This window comes from Arthrobacter sp. KN11-1C (genome assembly GCF_052180225.1).
In the GTDB taxonomy this organism is placed as follows: Bacteria; Actinomycetota; Actinomycetes; order Actinomycetales; family Micrococcaceae; genus Arthrobacter.
In genome coordinates this window covers 530,970-548,133 of record NZ_CP197467.1, presented here as the reverse complement: position 1 = coordinate 548,133, position 17,164 = coordinate 530,970, and the positions used below count along the sequence as shown (strand labels likewise).

Below are 17,164 nucleotides of genomic sequence, written 5' to 3'. Positions count from 1 at the left end.
CCCCATGTCACTACGCTCAGCTGGGGTTCCCGCCACGGGAGACTCTGCGGGGCGGGCTGTGGACCAGCGGCAGGCGCCCAGGAAACGCAAGAACTTCCTGGGCCGCCAGCCGCTGGGACTGCTGTTCAGCGCCCCCTACGTCATCTTCGTCCTCGCGGTGTTGGCTTATCCGCTCGGGTACGCCGTCTACATCTCTTTCCACCAGTTCTACTTCACCGCTCCGGGCGTCCAGGTTGACCGTCCCTTCGTGGGGCTGGACAACTACATCAGCGTCCTGTCCGATCCCCAAGTACAACGCTCTTTCGTCAATATCGGCGTCTTCCTGATCATCAACGTGCCGCTGACCGTGGGGCTGTCGCTGATCCTGGCCAACGCCTTGAACCGTGTATCGCGGCTCAAGACCTTCTTCCGGGTCAGCTACTACGTCCCGTACGTCACGGCGAGCGTCGCCGTCGTCGGGGTCTGGCTGTTCCTGTTCCAGCAAAACGGCCTGGTCAACTCCATTCTGGGGCCGCTGGCCCCGAACCCCTCGTGGTTGACGAACTCCTGGCTGGCCATGCCGACAGTGGCCTTGTACGTGACATGGAAGCAATTGGGATTCTTCATCCTGCTTTACCTCGCCGCGCTGCAGAACATCCCGGATGAGCTCTATGAGTCCGTCTCGGTGGACGGCGGAAGCAAATGGGTCCAGTTCTGGAACATCACCGTTCCGGGAGTGCGCTCCGCCAGCGTGCTTGTGACCCTGCTCGCCACCATCACCGGAGCGAACCTGTTCACGGAGCCCTATCTGCTCACTGGTGGAGGCGGCCCGGACGGAGCCTCGACGTCGCCGGTGTTCCTGATGTACCAGAAGGGAATCCTCCAGGGGAATCCCGATGTGGCAGCGGCGCTGGGTGTGGTGCTGGTGATCGGCGTGTTGCTGATCGCCCTGATCCAGAAACGCCTCGTAGGCGGGAAGGAGGACTGACGTGTCCATTTTCAACAAAGCGCCTCTCAGGAACGACGACGACGACGCCCGCCGGCCAAGTGCCGGCGCTCCCGAAGGAACGGCTTCCGAAGCTGCTTCCAGTGCTGACGCACGCGGATCCGCGGCCTCCCGCAAGGGCAGTTCCGTGGCGAAACGCAAGAACCTGGGCGTGGGCAGCTTCCTGCTGCTGGCCGTTGGAGCGTTCGTCTTCCTCTTCCCGTTCTACTACATGTTCATCGGCTCGCTGCAGACCTCCCCGGACACTTCCGTGGGTGGAGCGTTCCCCAGTCCGGCAAACATCACCGGCGAAAACTACAGCAACATCAACAACTCGATCGACCTGCTGAAAGGCCTGGCCAACTCCGGTATTTTCACCGGTGGCGTCATCTTCTTCACGGTGGTTTTCGGGCTCCTGGTGGGGTACGCGCTCGCCCAAATGCAATTCCGCGGCAAAGGCTTTGTCTTCGGGATGATGCTGCTGGTGCAGATGATCCCGTTCCAGCTCCTGCTCATCCCGCTGTACGTGATGATCGTGCGGGACTACGGGCTCTCGGACTCGTACCTGGGCATGATCCTGCCGTTCGCGATCAATTCGACCGCAGTGTTCGTCTTCCGTCAGTACTTCATGCAGCTGCCCTCCACCTTGTTCGAGGCCGCCCGCATCGACGGAGCCAGCGAGCTCAGGATCCTCTGGCAAATCGCCATCCCCCTGGTCCGGCCCGCCATTGTCACCGCAATTCTGCTGACCTTCATCGGTCCGTGGAATGAGTTCCTGTGGCCGTTCCTCGTCACCAAGGACCAAGCCATGGAACCGCTCGCCGTCTCCCTGGCGAACTACATCTCGAACATTGCCGCCACGGCATCAAACCCGTTCGGCGCCATCCTCGCCGGTGCGTGCGTCCTCGCGGCACCCGCGGTCGCGCTGTTCATCTTCTTCCAGCGCCAATTCATTTCCACCAATATCGGTTCAAGCGTAAAGGGCTAAGCTCTATGACTTCCTCAACTCCAGCACTCCCCACTGTCCCGTTCACCCTCACCCGCGCCGGCGTCATCATGACCCCGGAGGACGGGAACGAGTTCGAAGCCGAAGGCGTCCTCAACCCCGCCAGCGGCCGCGGGCCCGACGGCGAGCTGTACCTCCTGCCGCGGCTCGTCGCGAAGGGCAATGTCTCCCGCGTCGGGCTCGCCAAAGTGATCGTCGGCGACGACGGCGTCCCGTCCGGCGTCGAGCGCCAAGGCGTTGTCCTGGCACCGGACGAAGGATGGGAACGCGGCCTCAACAACGCGGGAACGGAAGATCCCCGCATCACGTGGGTACCGTCGCTCGGCCGCCACCTCATGACCTATGTTGCGTACGGACCGCTGGGTCCCCGCCTGGCCTTCGCCCACTCCGAAGACCTGCGCACGTGGGACCGCCTGGGGCCCTGCCATTTCGAGTACCAGGCCGACTTGTCCATGGACTTGAACCTGTTCGCCAACAAGGACGCCGTGTTCTTCCCGGAACCGATCAACGACCCCGACGGCGTTCCCTCCTACGCCTTGCTGCACCGCCCCATGTGGGACCTGGGCTGGATCCGCGAGGGCGAAGGCGAGCACCTGCCGGCCGGCCTCGATGACAACCGCCCGGGTATCTGGATTTCCTACGTCGCAGTTGACGACGTCGAAAGGGACATCCGCAATCTCGTTCACATGCGCAAGCACAAGCTCGTGGCCTTGAGCGAGTTCCCCTTCGAAGAACTCAAGATCGGCGGCGGACCGGCCCCCATCCGCGTCGACGAGGGCTGGCTCCTGATCTACCACGGCGTCTCCGGATCGATGGAAAAGTCCGCCTTCGACCACCAGCAGAATGTCAACTACACGGCCGCTGCGATGATCCTCGACAGCGACGATCCCTCGATCGTGATCGCCCGCAGCGACAAGCCCCTGCTGGCACCGGAAACCGAAGACGAGATCTCCGGCATCGTCCCCAACGTCGTTTTCCCCACGGCAATTGAGAAGATCGGCGAGCAGCTGTTCGTCTTCTACGGGATGGCTGATTCGAAGATCGGCGTGGCGCGGCTGGACCGCGCCTAGGACCGGACCGCCCCGAGGCACCACCCCGCCCCAGCAGTCCAGCCTTCTTCCACGCCCATAGGAGTTAGACATGAGCTCTCCCCTTGTTTATGCACGGCTGAAATCCGCCCCGGTCGCAGTTGTTGCCACGTTGTCGATGCTCCTGGCCGGGGCTGGGGTGGCCTCGGCGGCGCAGCCGGTTCCGGCCGCTGCGTCGCAGGCGCCGGCGCCGGTGTCGCAGGCGCCGTTGACCAATCTGTCCCACCTGAATTTCCTGATGGACACGGTTCCCCTGAACGCCGTGGATGGCCACACCACCTACCAGATCGCTGAACACCCCGCGGCACAGGCTCCGTGGACGTACGCCAACAAGAACGGCGACGGCAGCTACACGCGGGTAGGAGGAGGTTCCAAGGACCCGGCCACCGGCAACTGGAGCCAAGGGGCCTTCAACGCGGACGACATTGCGCGCACCGCCGTCGTCTACTTGCGCCATTGGCAGCAGACCGGCGACGCCTCGAGCCGTGCCCGGGCCTTCGACGTGCTGCGCGAGCTGACGTACCTGCAGACGTCTTCCGGACCCAACGCCGGAAACGTGGTGTTGTGGCAGCAAGCCGATGGCACCCTGACGCCGAGTGCCAAGCCGGTGGAACTTCCTGACCCCAGCGATTCGGCCGAGTCCTACTGGCTGGCCCGGACCGTGTGGGCCCTCGGCGAAGGATATGCGGCGTTCAAGTCCGCCGATCCCCAGTTTGCCGCCTTCCTGCAGTCCAGGATGGACCTCGCCGTCGCGTCCCTCAACAAGCAGTCCCTCTCGAAGTACGGAAAGTACGACGTTGCCGACGGCACCAAGGTCCCTGCCTGGCTGATCACCGGAGGGGCGGATGCCTCGGCGGAAGCCGTGCTCGGACTCTCCGCCTATTCGAAGGCGGCGCCCGACGACGGCGCTGCCGCCACCGCGCTGGGCCAGCTCACCGAGGGCATCGCCGCGATGTCCTCGGGGTCGGGTCAGCAGTGGCCGTTCGGCGCGATTCTTCCGTCGACCCAGACCCAGACGCTGTGGCATGCATGGGGCGGAATGGCGGCAGCCGCCGTCGCGACCGCGTCCCCGTTGCTACATCGCCCTGAGCTGTTGACCGCCGCGGTGAAGGACTCCGCACAATTCACTCCGCAGCTCCTCGCCGCAGGAGGACCGGACAATGCCTGGAGCCCGACCCCGGGTGAGGCACAGATAGCCTACGGAGTGGACTCGCGGGTTGAAGGACTCGTGGCGACCGCCAAGGCCGCAAACGCTCCGGGCCTGCTCGACGTCGCAGCGGTTGCTGCAGGCTGGTATTTCGGTGCCAACCGCAGTGGAAAGCCCGCCTACAACCCGGCAACGGGCACCGCCATCGACGGCATCGAAACCGACGGCCGCATCAACCCGAACTCCGGGGCGGAATCCACCATCCACACGCTGCTGTCCATGCTCGCTTTGGACGCCAATCCGGAACTCAAGGCCAAGGCCCTGGGGATCAGCAGCACCGTCGGGACGGACGGACTCAAGGTAGCCGAAGCCGAAGCCGGAACCATCACCGGCGGCGCAGTGGTCAAGCCAGCCTCCGCATGGACCGGTGAGGCGAACTGGTCCGGCGGTGCATACGTCGCCCTCAACGCGGGCGGCACCGTGAAGATCCCTGTCCCGGCCTCGGGCCAGGCACGCAACGCGTACCCGATCGTGAACCAGCGCCCCGAAGCCGCCGGCACGACGTCATGGACTGCCGGGAGCACTTTCCTCGGCACCACGCCCAACGGCGGGGCAGGCGATCAAGGCATCACGGCAACTCCCGGCAAGCTCTTCCCGTTCTCCCTTGACCGGGCCATGCCGGCCGGCCAGGACAGCGTGACCGCAAAGGCCGGAAGCGACGTATCGATCGACGGCGTGCCGCTGCAGCCGCAGATTTCCTCGGTTTCCGTCTCCGGTTCCGGAGGCCAATCAACCCTGTACATCAGCGCGGCTCCGGGAAGCACCGATCGAAAAGTGGACATGCCCCAAGGCTTCCATTTGAGCCAACAGGCCTTCGATGCTTCCGGACAGCCCGTCGCACCGGGTGCCGACCAGAACGGGGCAGACCATTCCGGCCGCGTCACCGTGGCCCCGGGTGGGTTCACCTGGGTGACCCTGGTCCACAACTGACACTCATCACCACAGGAAGAACCCATGCAGAAAATCACCACGGAAGCCCTGCTCCACAGTTACGAGGGAGCCCTCACGTTCAGCAATCCGCTGACCGACACCATTTCCACCGACCAGTTTTCCGCCGCGTATCCCGAGCACCCGGAATGGGCTGTTGGTCCGTTCCGCAAGGACGATTCCCTGACGTTCAGGCAAGTCCAGGACTGGGCGGATCCGACAGGCATCGGCTGGACCGCGGATTCGATCTTCAACCCCTCGGTCATGGAGCGTGATGGCAAGCTCTACCTCTTCTACCGAGCATCCCCACGCAAGGAATCGGTCTCGAGCCGTATCGGCGTTGCCGTCTACGATCCCGAAACCGGCTGGCAGGACAACCCCTCCAACCCGGTGATCTACCCCACCCAGGACAATGAGATCCTTGGCTGCGAAGATCCCAAGGTGTACCAGGCCGATGGCCGCTACTACATGTTCTACAACGGGATCTGGACGATCGACCGCAGCGAGGAACAGGTTGGCCAGGACCCCGATGTCTATCCCCTGGGCGACGTCGGCTGCGACATCAATGTCGCTGTGTCCGACGACTTGATCCATTGGGAAAAGCTCGGCCTGGCTGTCCCCTACGAGGTTTCGCGGTTCTGGGCCAAGGGGGCCGTCATCCCCCGGAACGCCCAGGGCGACGCCGTCAAGATCGGCGGCCACTACCTGATGTACCTGTCCGAGGGTTGCGGCGGAACCACCCACGTGGGTCGGTCCACCGACATGGTGAACTGGACGTTCGAGCCGCAGGAGTACCTGGACCTTGGCCCGCTGGGCGGCTCCCTGCACGAAGTGGCCTGCGCCATCGTCGACGACGGCGACAACACCGGGAGCGACGGCGGCAAGCTGGTGCTGGACTTCTTCTACGGCGACGTGGACGGCCAGTTCTCCGCCGCACAGGCGCTCTATGACGTGGACGAACCGTTCACCCAAAAGGCGATGCACAGAGGAGGCTCGCTGGCTTGGGGCGGCCTGCTGAAGTTCGGCGGAACCTGGATGTTCGCCCAAGGCTGGGATGCTCCTTCGGGATCGCGGGAGATGTACTTCTACCGCGCAGACCAAGACTAAGCATGATTGAGACGAGAAACCTCGCCAAGGGATGGACTCTAAGAGTGACCGCTCCGGCCCCGGACGCCCCGTCCGGGGCCGAGGGCTGGAGGCTGGAGGCCTCCGTTCCGTCGGTTGTTCACACGGTCCTCATGGACCATGGGCACATCCCGGACCCCTACGTGGGGCAAAACGAGGAGTCCCAGCATTGGGTAGGCCGAAGCGAGTGGGAATACTCCACATCCTTCAACCACGACGGCGATGAAGAGCGGCGGACAGAGCTCGTCTTCGAAGGCCTCGACACCGTCGCCGTCGTCCGGGTCAACGGGCAGGACCTTGCGCACACGTACAACCAGCACCGCAGCTACGTCGTGGACGTTTCCGACGTCGTCAGGCCGGGTGCCAATGATCTGGCCATCGTTTTCAAGAATGTGCGCGAGTACGCCGAACACATCCGGGCTTCCGTAGGGGAACAACCCAATGGCAATCCGGAGCCATTCCAGTATGTCCGCAAGTCGGCCTGCAATTTCGGCTGGGACTGGGGCCCGAACCTCCTGACGGCCGGACCATGGAAACCTGTGGGCGTCAGGCGGTACGGGACGGCACGGCTGCAGTCGGTTCGTCCATCGGTCACCACTACCGTCCTACCCGGACTCCTCCCCGGCACCAGCGCCGGAGGACTCCCCACCAACGGACATGCCCGTGTGGAAGTGGAAGTCGAGGTTCTGCGAGCGCCAAGCGTTTCAGGCGAGCTCGGACTCAAAGTCGACATCCAAGGCAAGACCGAGTCGATCTCCATTCCGGCGGACTCCCACAAGGCCCGGGTAGTGGTCGATCTCGAGGATGTTGAACTGTGGTGGCCCCACGATATGGGTGCCCAACCGCTCACTCAACTGACGGTGACGCTGCTGGCCGACGGGCATCACCTTGACGTCTGGTCCAAAAACATCGGGTTTCGGCAATTTGAGCTCAAAACCGAAAAAGACGAAACCGGAACCGGCTTCGTCTTCGCCGTCAATGGAACCGACATTTTCGTCAAGGGCGCCAACTGGATCCCGGACGATTGCTTTCCGTCCCGCATCACCGAAGACCGGCTCCGGCAGCGCCTCTCGCAAGCGACTGCGGCAAACATGAACCTGCTCCGGGTATGGGGCGGCGGGGTGTATGAGTCGGACACTTTCTATGAGCTGTGCGACCGCATGGGGATTCTGGTCTGGCAGGATTTCCTCTTTGCCTGCGCCGGCTACCCGGAGGATGGGCCGCTCTCCGAGGAAATCGCTGGCGAGGTCCGGGACAATGTCACACGCCTCATGAGCCACCCGAGCCTGGTGCTGTGGAACGGAAACAATGAATGCGTTTGGGGCTTCTGGGACTGGGATTGGAAGCCACAGCTCGACGGTCGGAACTGGGGATGGGGCTACTATTCCGAGCTCTTGCCTGCTTTGGTAACGGAGTTGGATCCCACCCGCCCGTACTGGAACGGCAGCCCTTACTCGGGAGATCCCGAACTGCATCCCAACGATCCCCGGCACGGGAACGTGCATATCTGGGATGTCTGGAACCAGAAGGACTATTCGCACTACGCGGAGTGGAATGCACGGTTCGTTTCCGAATTCGGATTCCAGGGTCCCCCCAACTGGTCCACCCTCACCCGCGTCCTGGAGCCGGCGGACCTGGACCTCGAATCTCCAGCCTTCCTCCAGCACCAAAAGGCCGAAGACGGTACCGGGAAGCTGCAGAGAGGGCTCTCCGCGCATCTTCCCGAGCCCGCGAATTTCCAGGAATGGCACTTCCTCACGCAAGTGAACCAAGCCCGCGCCATCCGTTTCGGCATCGAACACTTCCGTGCAGGATCACCGGTTTGTGCAGGATCCATTGTCTGGCAGCTCAACGACTGCTGGCCCGTCACCTCCTGGGCCGCCATCGATGGATATGGTCAACTGAAACCGCTGTGGTACGCAATCCGTGAGGCCTACCGGCCGCGGCTGGCGACCATACAGCCCCGCGGCGACGGGCTCGCCGTCGTTCTGGTCAACGACTCCGCGGAGCCCTGGAGTGGAACCCTCACCGTGGACCGCGTCGGTACGGATTCCCCAACGAAGGCAGTCCCGGGGGACGTCCGGCTGGAGGCGTCCCATCAATTCGTGTTCGAGGTCGACCCCCGGAGCAAGACAGAAATCGGGCTCCCCGAGGATCTCGGCGAGGCTGAGCGTGCCCTGACCGATGTCCTCGTGGCGCGAGGTGAAGGACTCGGGTACGGGGACCGGATCCTCCACTTCTACGCCGAGGACAAAGATCGCATCAAGGAGCCGGCGAGGGTCACCGCCCGGGCATCGAAAGTCCCCGATGGCGTTGAAGTGACTGTCACCGCCGAAACCATTGTGCGCGATCTGGTTCTGCAGGCGGACCGGCTCGACCCCAAGGCGACTGTCTCCGAACAATGCATTTCACTGCTGCCCGGCGAAAGCCATACCTTCAGGGTCGCCTCCACGGTTGATGGTGCCGACGGGCCGGGACTCGATGCATGGTCGCGGCACCCGGTGCTGCAGGGCGTCGGAATCCGCGCCGAAAAGGAAGAAGGATCATTCCAGTGACACACCCCAGCACGATCGGCGCCGTCGTAGGTTTGGATATCGGAGGTTCGAAGACGCGCGGCATCAAATGGCTGAACGGCACCGCCGTTGCCGATACTTCCGGTGGCAGCGCCAACGTCCAGAACGTAAGCCGCGCCCAGGCCCGCGGCAGCCTGGAGGGCGTCTTCGCCACCCTCCGCGCCGAATCCGTGGCGAGGGTGGTGGTCGGTGCCGGAGGGATCGATACCGCCGAAGATGCGAACGCACTGGCGGAACTGATCCAGCCATTGGCTCCCGACGCCGTCGTCTCCGTTGTCCACGACACGCGCCTTCTGCTGGCTGCCGCGGGATGCAGCACCGGAATCGCCGTGATCGCCGGCACTGGATCCGCGGCCTGGGGTACTAACGGCGAGGACGAGGCGCGCGCGGGCGGCTGGGGCTACTTGCTCGGCGACGAAGGCAGCGGGTACTGGTTCGGTCGTGAAGCGGTGAGGTACAGCCTCGAGCGAATGAACAGCGGGCTGCGTCCCGACGAACTGACGAAAGCGCTGGTGAAGTCGTGTGGTCTCGCCGGCCCGGAGGGTTTGATTGCCCTTTTCCATGGCGACGCGGGACGCGAGTTTTGGGCGTCGAAATCACCGATTGTCTTTGAGTGCGCGGCCTCGGGGCACACAGCGTCCTTGGACATGATCCTCCAAGCAGGCGCCGATCTCGCCGCGTTGGCGGCAAAATGCGCCGAGCAATTGGACATCGACGGACCCATTGTCCTTGGCGGTGGGCTCGGGATGAACCAGCCCCCATTGCAGACGGCCATGCGGATAGCCCTTGCTTCCCGGGGCCTCCACACCCTGCAGGTCCTCACCCAGGATCCGGTCTTCGGCGCCCTGCACCTTGCCTCCCACTAGGCATCCCTCCTAGGCGACACTGTGATGAGTCTCACGAGCAACAAACGCCGTTCTGGCTTGAGCCGTCCGCGCCTCGCTGTGCACTATGGAAAGGCTGTACGGCGGCTATCGCACTGGCGCGATAGCCGGATATCCGGATTCATGAATGGAAGCACTGAACAATGACGTTTGAAACTGCCGATTCCGTAACCCTGAAAATTTGGGACCGCTCAACAACCCACCACACGCTGGACGCCCTGGTGCACGACTTCTCAGTGCGCCACAACACCTCCAAGGCCAGCATCGCAGTCACCTGCAGCGGACCCAACACCTTCACTGTCAGCCTGAACGGCAGCGCGGCCAAGGCCACCGCCTTCGACGCGCACTCCCTGTAACAGCGCCTTTTCAGACGCAAAGCGACGACGACGGCGGGAGCCACCTCCCGCCGTCGTTCGCGTATCCGGGGCCTGCCTGGAGGGCGAGTGTCACGCCTTCAGCGGAGTCCAGCCGAACGGAATCGGCCCGCGTACTCTTGCCCGGCTTCTGTCGGCTTCGTCCGACCATCCCTGCCCGGACTTTGCCATTGGTGCACCACAGGCGCCGCGCGCCACCCGGAAACCCACATCCTCCAGGACAGCATCGGGAGCGCTGCCCCGCCGTACCGACGCTCGCACATTCCAGGCTTCGTCAGCCCAGCCACCGCCACGGAATGTCCTGTAGTCGCCGTATCTCGCGGGATCCGCATAGTCCCAGCACCACTCCCAGACATTGCCGAGCGTGTCGAAGGCGCCGAACGCGTTGGGTTTTTTGAGTCCGACCTCGGCGGGTGCCCCTGCTCCATCCTTCGCGGTCCATGCAATCTCACGGAGCGGACCATAGTGCGGACCACCTGATCCGGCGCGGCATGCATATTCCCATTCCGCTTCGGTGGGCAACCGATAGCCATTGGCCGCAACGTCCCATTCGACGCTGCGGCCCGACCGCGCATATGCCGGGCTGAGGCCTACCGCTTCAGACGCCGCGTTGCACCAATCGATGGCCTCAAGCCAGGTAATCCCATGCACTGGCGCGTGTGGATGTTCCACCAGCCCACGCCCGGCAATTGCGGCAAACTCGGCCCGGGTAACCGCTGTCCTTCCAATCTCGAAGGCCACAAGGTCCACCGAACTGGTGCTGCCAGTGCGGGCATCGCGGAGTTCAATTTGCCCACCAGGCAGGCTGAGGAGCTGTGGCGGGTTGATGTCCATGGGATCCAAGCCTAGTCCGCGCCCTCTTCCGGGCAGTGAGTGTCACGCCGGGCAGGTTTTTGGCCGCCGCACGCATCCAAACTCCCGGATTTCCGGGCTTCTCCTTGACCGATTGCCCCAAAAAGTTGCTTGGCGTGACACGGCTACGCTGCCGGACGGGCAATTTTCCCGCGCCCAAGCACCGCCAGGACCTCCGCAACCATGGTTTCCGCCTCATAGACCACGTCCGAGTAGTAGTACCGGAGCACGGTATAGCCCTGAACCACGGATGAGTTGTTACGGCGATGGTCTTTCTTCACCTGCCGCCACTCCGCATGGTGGCGGCCATCGAGTTCCACCACCAGCCAACCGTCCAGCAACAGGTCCATATAGCCCACGCCGTCGAGATAGAACTGCGCCTCGACGTGGATTCCTGCCTTCCGGAAGTAGGTCCGGGCCAGCGTCTCCAGCATCGACTCAGCACCGCGATCCACCCAACGTAGAACTTCGCGCGCCTTGCCGTTGCGTTTTCCCGGCAGCCGCTCCAGCAAAAATCCCACTGTCATGTCACCCCGGGCCACTGCACACTCCACCATGACCAAGGATTCCGGCCAGGGCAGGCAGCGCAATGCGTGGATCAGGACATCGGCCAGGGACGCCACCGGCCGGTGCGGATGCGCGGGGAGCAGCAAGCCACCGTGATGGACGACGACGTCACTGGCCCCGTGGTTTCGCCTGTGGTGCACGTGGAGCGGACCGGACTGGTGAATGACCCACAAGCCGTAGAACGGGGCCGCGCTGGCGCAGGTCCGTAATTGATGGTTCCGGACCAGGGCCACATCGGCGACGGATGCCGAAGCCAACGCGTAGACGCCGCGCGCCGGTTGTTCCACACCGTTGCGAACCGCCTTCCTCAGCTGGCCGTCTGTGATGCCAAGACGGGCAAGCACGGGCCGTCGCGCCACACCGCCGCAGAGGCCAAGCGCCTTTTCAACATCCATCCAGCCATCGTGCCGGGCCGGGGCAGGCCTGCGTCACCCCTGGCACGGCGTATGTGGATAGAACCTTCAGACCTCCGCCACCGGCGCCGCGAACTGTGCTTCGTACAGCCTCGAGTAGGCGCCCCCGGCGGCCAGCAGCTCTGCGTGCGTACCCTGCTCCACGATCTGCCCGGCCTCCATCACCAGGATGAGGTTGGCATCGCGGATCGTGGACAGGCGGTGCGCGATCACAAAGCTCGTCCGGTCAGAACGCAGGGCATTCATGGCCTTCTGGACCAGGACCTCGGTCCGGGTGTCCACGGAGCTCGTGGCCTCGTCGAGGATCAGGACTGACGGTCGGGCAAGGAACGCCCGGGCGATGGTGAGTAGCTGCTTCTCACCGGCGGACACGTTGCTGCCTTCGTCGTCGAGTACTGTGTCGTAGCCCTCCGGGAGCGAGTGCACGAAGCGATCCACGTACGTCGCCTGAGCGGCCTCCAGGATCTCGGCTTCGGTGGCGTCGGGCCGTCCGTAGGCGATGTTGTCCCGGATGGTGCCGCCGAAGAGCCACGTGTCCTGCAACACCATGCCCATCCGCGAGCGCAGCTCGTAGCGGGACATCGAGGCGACGTCGACGCCGTCGAGCGTTATCCGCCCGGCGTCGAGCTCGTAGAAGCGCATCATCAGGTTCACGAGGGTGGTCTTGCCTGCCCCGGTGGGCCCGACGATCGCCACAGACTGCCCAGGCTCGGCCACCAGGCTCAGATTCTGGATCAGCGGCTTGTCTTCGGAGTAGGAGAAGGAAATGTTCTCGAACACCAAGCGCCCCCGGGTCTTTTCGGGGACGGCCGAGGGTTCGGGATCCGCGCTTTGCTCTTCGGTATCGAGCAGCGAGAAGACGCGTTCCGCGGATGCCACGCCGGACTGAAGCAGGTTGGCCATCGAGCCGAGCTGGGCCAGCGGCTGCGTGAACTGCCGGGAATACTGGATGAAGGCCTGGACATCGCCCAACTGCATGGCGCCCGAAGCTACCTGAAGGCCACCCACCACAGCGATCCCGACGTAGACCAGATTGCCGATGAATGTCAGTGCCGGCATGATCAAGCCGCTGATGAACTGGGCGCCGAAGCTGGCCGAGAACAACTCTGCGTTCTTCTCGCGGAAGCGTTCCTCCACTTCGCGCTGGCGGCCGAACACCTTCACGAGCGCGTGGCCGGTGTAGGTTTCTTCGATCTGCCCGTTCAGCTCGCCCGTGTTCTTCCACTGGGCCACGAACAGCTTCTGCGATCGCTTGGCAATCAGCACGGTGGTCACCAACGTCAACGGCACCGTGACCAGGGTGATGAACGCCAGAATCGGCGAGAGCAGGAACATCATGAAGATGACGCCGGCCACCGTGAGCAGGGACGTGACCGCCTGGCTGATGGACTGCTGGAGGCTTTGCGAAATGTTGTCGACGTCGTTGGTCACGCGGCTGAGCAGCTCACCGCGCTGCACCGAGTCGAAATAGCGCAGCGGAAGCCGGTTGATTTTCGCTTCGATCTGCTCACGGAGCCGGTACACCGTCCGCTGCACGACGCCGTTGAGCACGTACGCCTGGATCCAGCCGAACGCTGAGGCCAGGACATACAGGACCAGCACCCACAGCAGGATCGAGGACAGCGCCCCGAAGTCGATTCCGACACCGGGGGTCAGGTCCATGCCCTGCAACATGTCCGCTTTGGAGCCCTGGCCTGAAGCGCGCAGCCCGTCGATGACCTGTTGCTTGCTCACCCCGGCGGGAAGTTGCTTGGATACGACGCCGGCGAAGATCAGGTTGGTGCCCTGGCCCAGAAGCCGGGGGCCGATCACGGACAGGGTCACGCTTGCCACGGCGAGGAAGAGAACCAGGGTCAGCCACATGCGCTCGGGCCGCAGGGTTCCCAGGAGCCGCTTGGCCGAGGGCAGGAAGTTCATGGCCTTTTCGGCCGGGATGCTCATTCCGGCGAAGGGTCCACCGCGGCCTGGCCCCATCGGGGGACGCTGCGGGCGGTTCGCGGTGCCTGCTGTGCCGGTGCTGGGTGCGCTGCTCATGCTGCCTCCTCCGCTGCGAGCTGCGAGGAAACTATCTCGCGGTACGTTTCTGAAGTCTCCAACAACTCGTCGTGGGTTCCGCGCCCTACGAGCCGCCCGTCGTCGAGCACCAGGATCTGCTCGGCATCGGCGATGCTGGAGACGCGCTGCGCAATGATGACCATGGTGGCGCCGGACGTGTGCCGCTTGAGTGCCTGGCGGAGCCGGGCGTCGGTGGCGGTGTCCAGGGACGAGAAGGAGTCGTCGAAAATGTAGAGCTCGGGTTGCTTCACGAGTGCCCGGGCGATCGCGAGGCGCTGCCGCTGGCCGCCGGAAACGTTGGTGCCGCCTTGCGAGATCGGAGCGTCAAGCCCACCCTCCATTTCCTCGACGAAGTCCTGGGCCTGCGCAATGGAGAGCGCCCGCCAGAGTTCTTCCTCCGTGGCGTCCGGCTTGCCGTAGAGAAGGTTGCTTCGCACGGTGCCGGAGAACAGGTAGGGCTTTTGCGGGACGAGTCCGATATGCCCCCACAAGAGGTCCGGGTGCAGTTCACGGACGTCGACGTCGTCGATCCGCACCGAGCCGCTGCTCGCGTCGAAGAGCCGTGGCAGCAAGTTCACCAACGTGGTCTTGCCGGCGCCCGTGCTGCCGATGATCGCCGTCGTCTGGCCTGCGCGTGCCCGGAAGCTGATGCCACTGAGGACGGGCTGCTCGGCACCCGGGTAGGCGAATCCGACGTCGAGCAATTCAAGCTCGCCGCGGCCGGCGGTCTCCGTGACAGGGTTCTCGGGAGGCCGCACACTCGATTGGGTCTCGAGCACCTGCCCGATGCGGTCCGCTGAAACAGCCGCACGCGGGATCATGACGGCCATGAACGTCGCCATCATGACAGACATGAGGATCTGCATGAGGTAGCTCAGGAACGCGATCAACGTGCCTACCTGCATGGATCCGTCGTCGATCCGGAACGATCCGAACCAGATCACGGCCACGCTCGAGACGTTGAGCACCAGCATCACCACCGGGAACATGAGGGCCATGAGCCGCCCGGCGCGCAGCGCCATCTCCGTGACGTCCTGGTTGGCCGAGGCGAAGCGTTCCGTTTCCATGTCCTCGCGCACGAAAGCGCGCACCACGCGGATGCCTGCCAGTTGTTCGCGGAGCACCCTGTTCACGGTGTCGATGCGGACCTGCATCTTGCGGAACAGCGGCACCATCCGGCTCACAATGAGGCCCACCGCAACGAGAAGCACGGGGACGCTCACGGCAATCAGCCAGGACAACTGGGCGTCCTGACGGACGGCCATGATGACGCCGCCGATGCTGAGCATGGGCGCCGCAACCATGAGCGTGCAGGACATCAGGACGAGCTGCTGGACCTGCTGCACGTCGTTGGTGGAGCGCGTGATCAACGACGGGGCGCCGAAGCGGGTGACCTCCTGCTCGGAGAACTCCCCCACCCTGGTGAAAATAGCACCACGCAAATCCCGCCCCAGGCCCATGGCGGCTTTCGCGCCGAAGTACACGGCCGTGATCGAGCACGCGATCTGCAGGAGGGTGATGAGCAACATGAGGCTGCCGGTGCCCAGGATGTACCCGGTATCCCCCTTGGCCACGCCTTCGTCAATGATGTCGGCATTCAGTGTGGGCAAATACAGCGACGCTATCGACTGCGCCAACTGGAAAATGACGACGGCGATCAGCAGCCGCCGATGTGGCCGCAGGTACTGAACGAGAAGTTTCCAGAGCATCGTTCTCCAACTCACGTAGTGATTCGAAGGCCAGTCTACGACTGGTTGCTGGGGGCAACTAGAGCTTTCCCTCAGGGCGAAGCGTGGCGGGTCATCAGGTGCAACCCTCGCTCAGAAACAAGGGCCATTTCCCCCAACGCTCGCTCACCTATCGGGCACTATTCCCCAACCCTCGCTCAGATCGTGGGCTTTACCGCGTAAGAGCGACACCGATCTCGCGATTCACCGCAGGAATGATTTCGGTAGCCAGAAGCTCGATGGACCGCGCTGTCTCAGCGAACGGCAAACCGCCGAGACCGACCTGAGCCAGATACCGCGTGTTACCGAGGACGCTATGGATTTCCAGTATCTTTTCGACGACCTGTTGAGGGCTTCCCACAAGCAAGCCGCCGCCAGGTTCGGTCCATTCATCGAAGGTGTTTCGCGGGAAATGGTCAACTGGCCGGGGCATGTTCTGCTCAAAGTAGGCGCGATAGTAGGGGTAGAAGGTATCCCGGGCTTGCTGCGACGTCGGCGCCACGTAGAAATGACCACCAGCACCGACTGGCAGGGCGGCAGCGTCGTGTCCCGCGTTTTCAGCGGACTCCCGGTACAGTTCCACGAGCCGGCGGAACCGGGCCGGACCGGACAACAAAGCGATAAACAACGGCAGGCCCAACCGCCCCGCCCTGACGAAACTCTGTGGAGTACCGCCCACGCCCACCCAGATGGGCAACTTTTCCTGAATCGGGCGGGGCGCTATGTCCATCCCGGAGACGGTTTGGGTCAGATTCCCGTCCCAGCGGAGGTTGTCGTTGTCACGCAACGCGAGCAGCATGTTCAGCTTCTCCTCGAACAGCTCGTCATAGTCCTCCAATCTGTGGCCAAACAAGGAGTAAGACTCCACAAAGGCGCCACGGCCGGCGATGATCTCTGCCCGCCCACCCGAAATAAGATCCAACGTGGAGAACTGCTCAAACAACCGGACAGGGTCCTGGGTGGATAAAACCGTGACGGCGGTGCCCAGCCGAAGGTTAGTGGTTTCCCGAGCGATGGCCGCGAGCACCATTTCCGGGGCCGAGAGGGCGAAATCGTGCCGATGGTGCTCCCCCAGGCTCAGGGACGAAAGCCCTGCCTGCTCGGCAAGCTTCGCCAGCTCAATGATGTCGTTGACCCGCTGCTGCGGTGACAGGGAGACTCCGGTCCTGATGTCACGAGATAGTTCACCGAAAGTGAAGATTCCAAAATCCATAATTAATTGAACGTTCAAGTATTTGGATTCATTCCCGAGGCTGTTAGTGAGCGAGCGTCCGGCGCAACCCCCACAAACGTGAGCGAGCGTCCGCCGATTTGGGGCCAAACGTGAGCGAGCGTCCGCCGATTTGGGGCCAAACGTGAGCGAGCGTCCCAGTATCCCCAGGAAAGGGGCGTGCCGCCGTCG

Annotated in this window: 13 protein-coding genes; 8 read left to right on the top strand and 5 right to left on the bottom strand. The window is 63.6% G+C overall.

Annotated elements, in window-relative coordinates:
- Positions 1 to 4 precede the first annotated feature (4 nt).
- The 8 genes from ACSBOX_RS02605 (at position 5) to ACSBOX_RS02570 (ending at position 10,130) form a co-directional block, all read left to right on the top strand.
- Positions 5 to 967, top strand: coding sequence for a carbohydrate ABC transporter permease (locus ACSBOX_RS02605; protein ID WP_442544668.1), 963 nt, complete (start codon positions 5 to 7; stop codon positions 965 to 967).
- Positions 968 to 1,196: 229 nt separating this feature from the next.
- Positions 1,197 to 1,952, top strand: a complete 756-nt coding sequence (locus ACSBOX_RS02600) for a carbohydrate ABC transporter permease (RefSeq protein WP_269995871.1) — start codon at positions 1,197 to 1,199, stop codon at positions 1,950 to 1,952.
- Positions 1,953 to 1,957: 5 nt separating this feature from the next.
- Positions 1,958 to 3,040 carry a glycoside hydrolase family 130 protein gene (locus ACSBOX_RS02595; protein ID WP_442544667.1) on the top strand — a complete coding sequence of 361 codons (1,083 nt, stop codon included), beginning with the start codon at positions 1,958 to 1,960 and terminating at the stop codon, positions 3,038 to 3,040.
- Positions 3,041 to 3,110: 70 nt separating this feature from the next.
- Positions 3,111 to 5,195 (top strand): hypothetical protein, encoded by a 2,085-nt coding sequence (locus tag ACSBOX_RS02590; protein WP_442544666.1) that lies wholly within the window; start codon positions 3,111 to 3,113, stop codon positions 5,193 to 5,195.
- 24 nt (positions 5,196 to 5,219) lie between these two features.
- Entirely contained in the window at positions 5,220 to 6,299 is a 1,080-nt protein-coding gene (locus ACSBOX_RS02585) for a hypothetical protein (RefSeq protein ID WP_442544665.1), read from the top strand.
- Between the two features lie 2 nt (positions 6,300 to 6,301).
- Positions 6,302 to 8,872 carry a glycoside hydrolase family 2 protein gene (locus tag ACSBOX_RS02580; RefSeq protein ID WP_442544664.1) on the top strand — a complete coding sequence of 857 codons (2,571 nt, stop codon included), beginning with the start codon at positions 6,302 to 6,304 and terminating at the stop codon, positions 8,870 to 8,872.
- A complete protein-coding gene (locus ACSBOX_RS02575) occupies positions 8,869 to 9,756 on the top strand; it encodes an N-acetylglucosamine kinase (protein WP_442544663.1) in 888 nt (295 codons plus the stop codon). The genes ACSBOX_RS02580 and ACSBOX_RS02575 overlap by 4 nt, the downstream gene beginning before the upstream one ends.
- A gap of 161 nt (positions 9,757 to 9,917) precedes the next feature.
- Positions 9,918 to 10,130 (top strand): hypothetical protein, encoded by a 213-nt coding sequence (locus ACSBOX_RS02570; protein ID WP_184741564.1) that lies wholly within the window; start codon positions 9,918 to 9,920, stop codon positions 10,128 to 10,130.
- Positions 10,131 to 10,220: 90 nt separating this feature from the next.
- Here the strand turns inward: ACSBOX_RS02570 and ACSBOX_RS02565 are convergent, their stop codons facing one another.
- The 5 genes from ACSBOX_RS02565 to ACSBOX_RS02545 all read right to left on the bottom strand — a co-directional run bounded on the left by ACSBOX_RS02565 (position 10,221) and on the right by ACSBOX_RS02545 (position 16,975).
- Entirely contained in the window at positions 10,221 to 10,982 is a 762-nt protein-coding gene (locus ACSBOX_RS02565) for a formylglycine-generating enzyme family protein (protein WP_442544662.1), read from the bottom strand.
- Between the two features lie 143 nt (positions 10,983 to 11,125).
- Positions 11,126 to 11,962 carry a DUF559 domain-containing protein gene (locus ACSBOX_RS02560; protein WP_442544661.1) on the bottom strand — a complete coding sequence of 279 codons (837 nt, stop codon included), beginning with the start codon at positions 11,960 to 11,962 and terminating at the stop codon, positions 11,126 to 11,128.
- Between the two features lie 66 nt (positions 11,963 to 12,028).
- Complete coding sequence (locus tag ACSBOX_RS02555; RefSeq protein WP_442544660.1) at positions 12,029 to 14,014, bottom strand: ABC transporter ATP-binding protein; 1,986 nt, start codon at positions 14,012 to 14,014, stop codon at positions 12,029 to 12,031.
- Positions 14,011 to 15,744, bottom strand: a complete 1,734-nt coding sequence (locus ACSBOX_RS02550) for an ABC transporter ATP-binding protein (protein ID WP_284984183.1) — start codon at positions 15,742 to 15,744, stop codon at positions 14,011 to 14,013. The genes ACSBOX_RS02555 and ACSBOX_RS02550 overlap by 4 nt, the downstream gene beginning before the upstream one ends.
- Positions 15,745 to 15,934: 190 nt before the next feature.
- The gene (locus ACSBOX_RS02545; protein ID WP_442544659.1) at positions 15,935 to 16,975 is read right to left on the bottom strand and encodes an LLM class flavin-dependent oxidoreductase; all 1,041 of its coding nucleotides are present in this window, start codon (positions 16,973 to 16,975) and stop codon (positions 15,935 to 15,937) included.
- Positions 16,976 to 17,164: the final 189 nt, after the last annotated feature.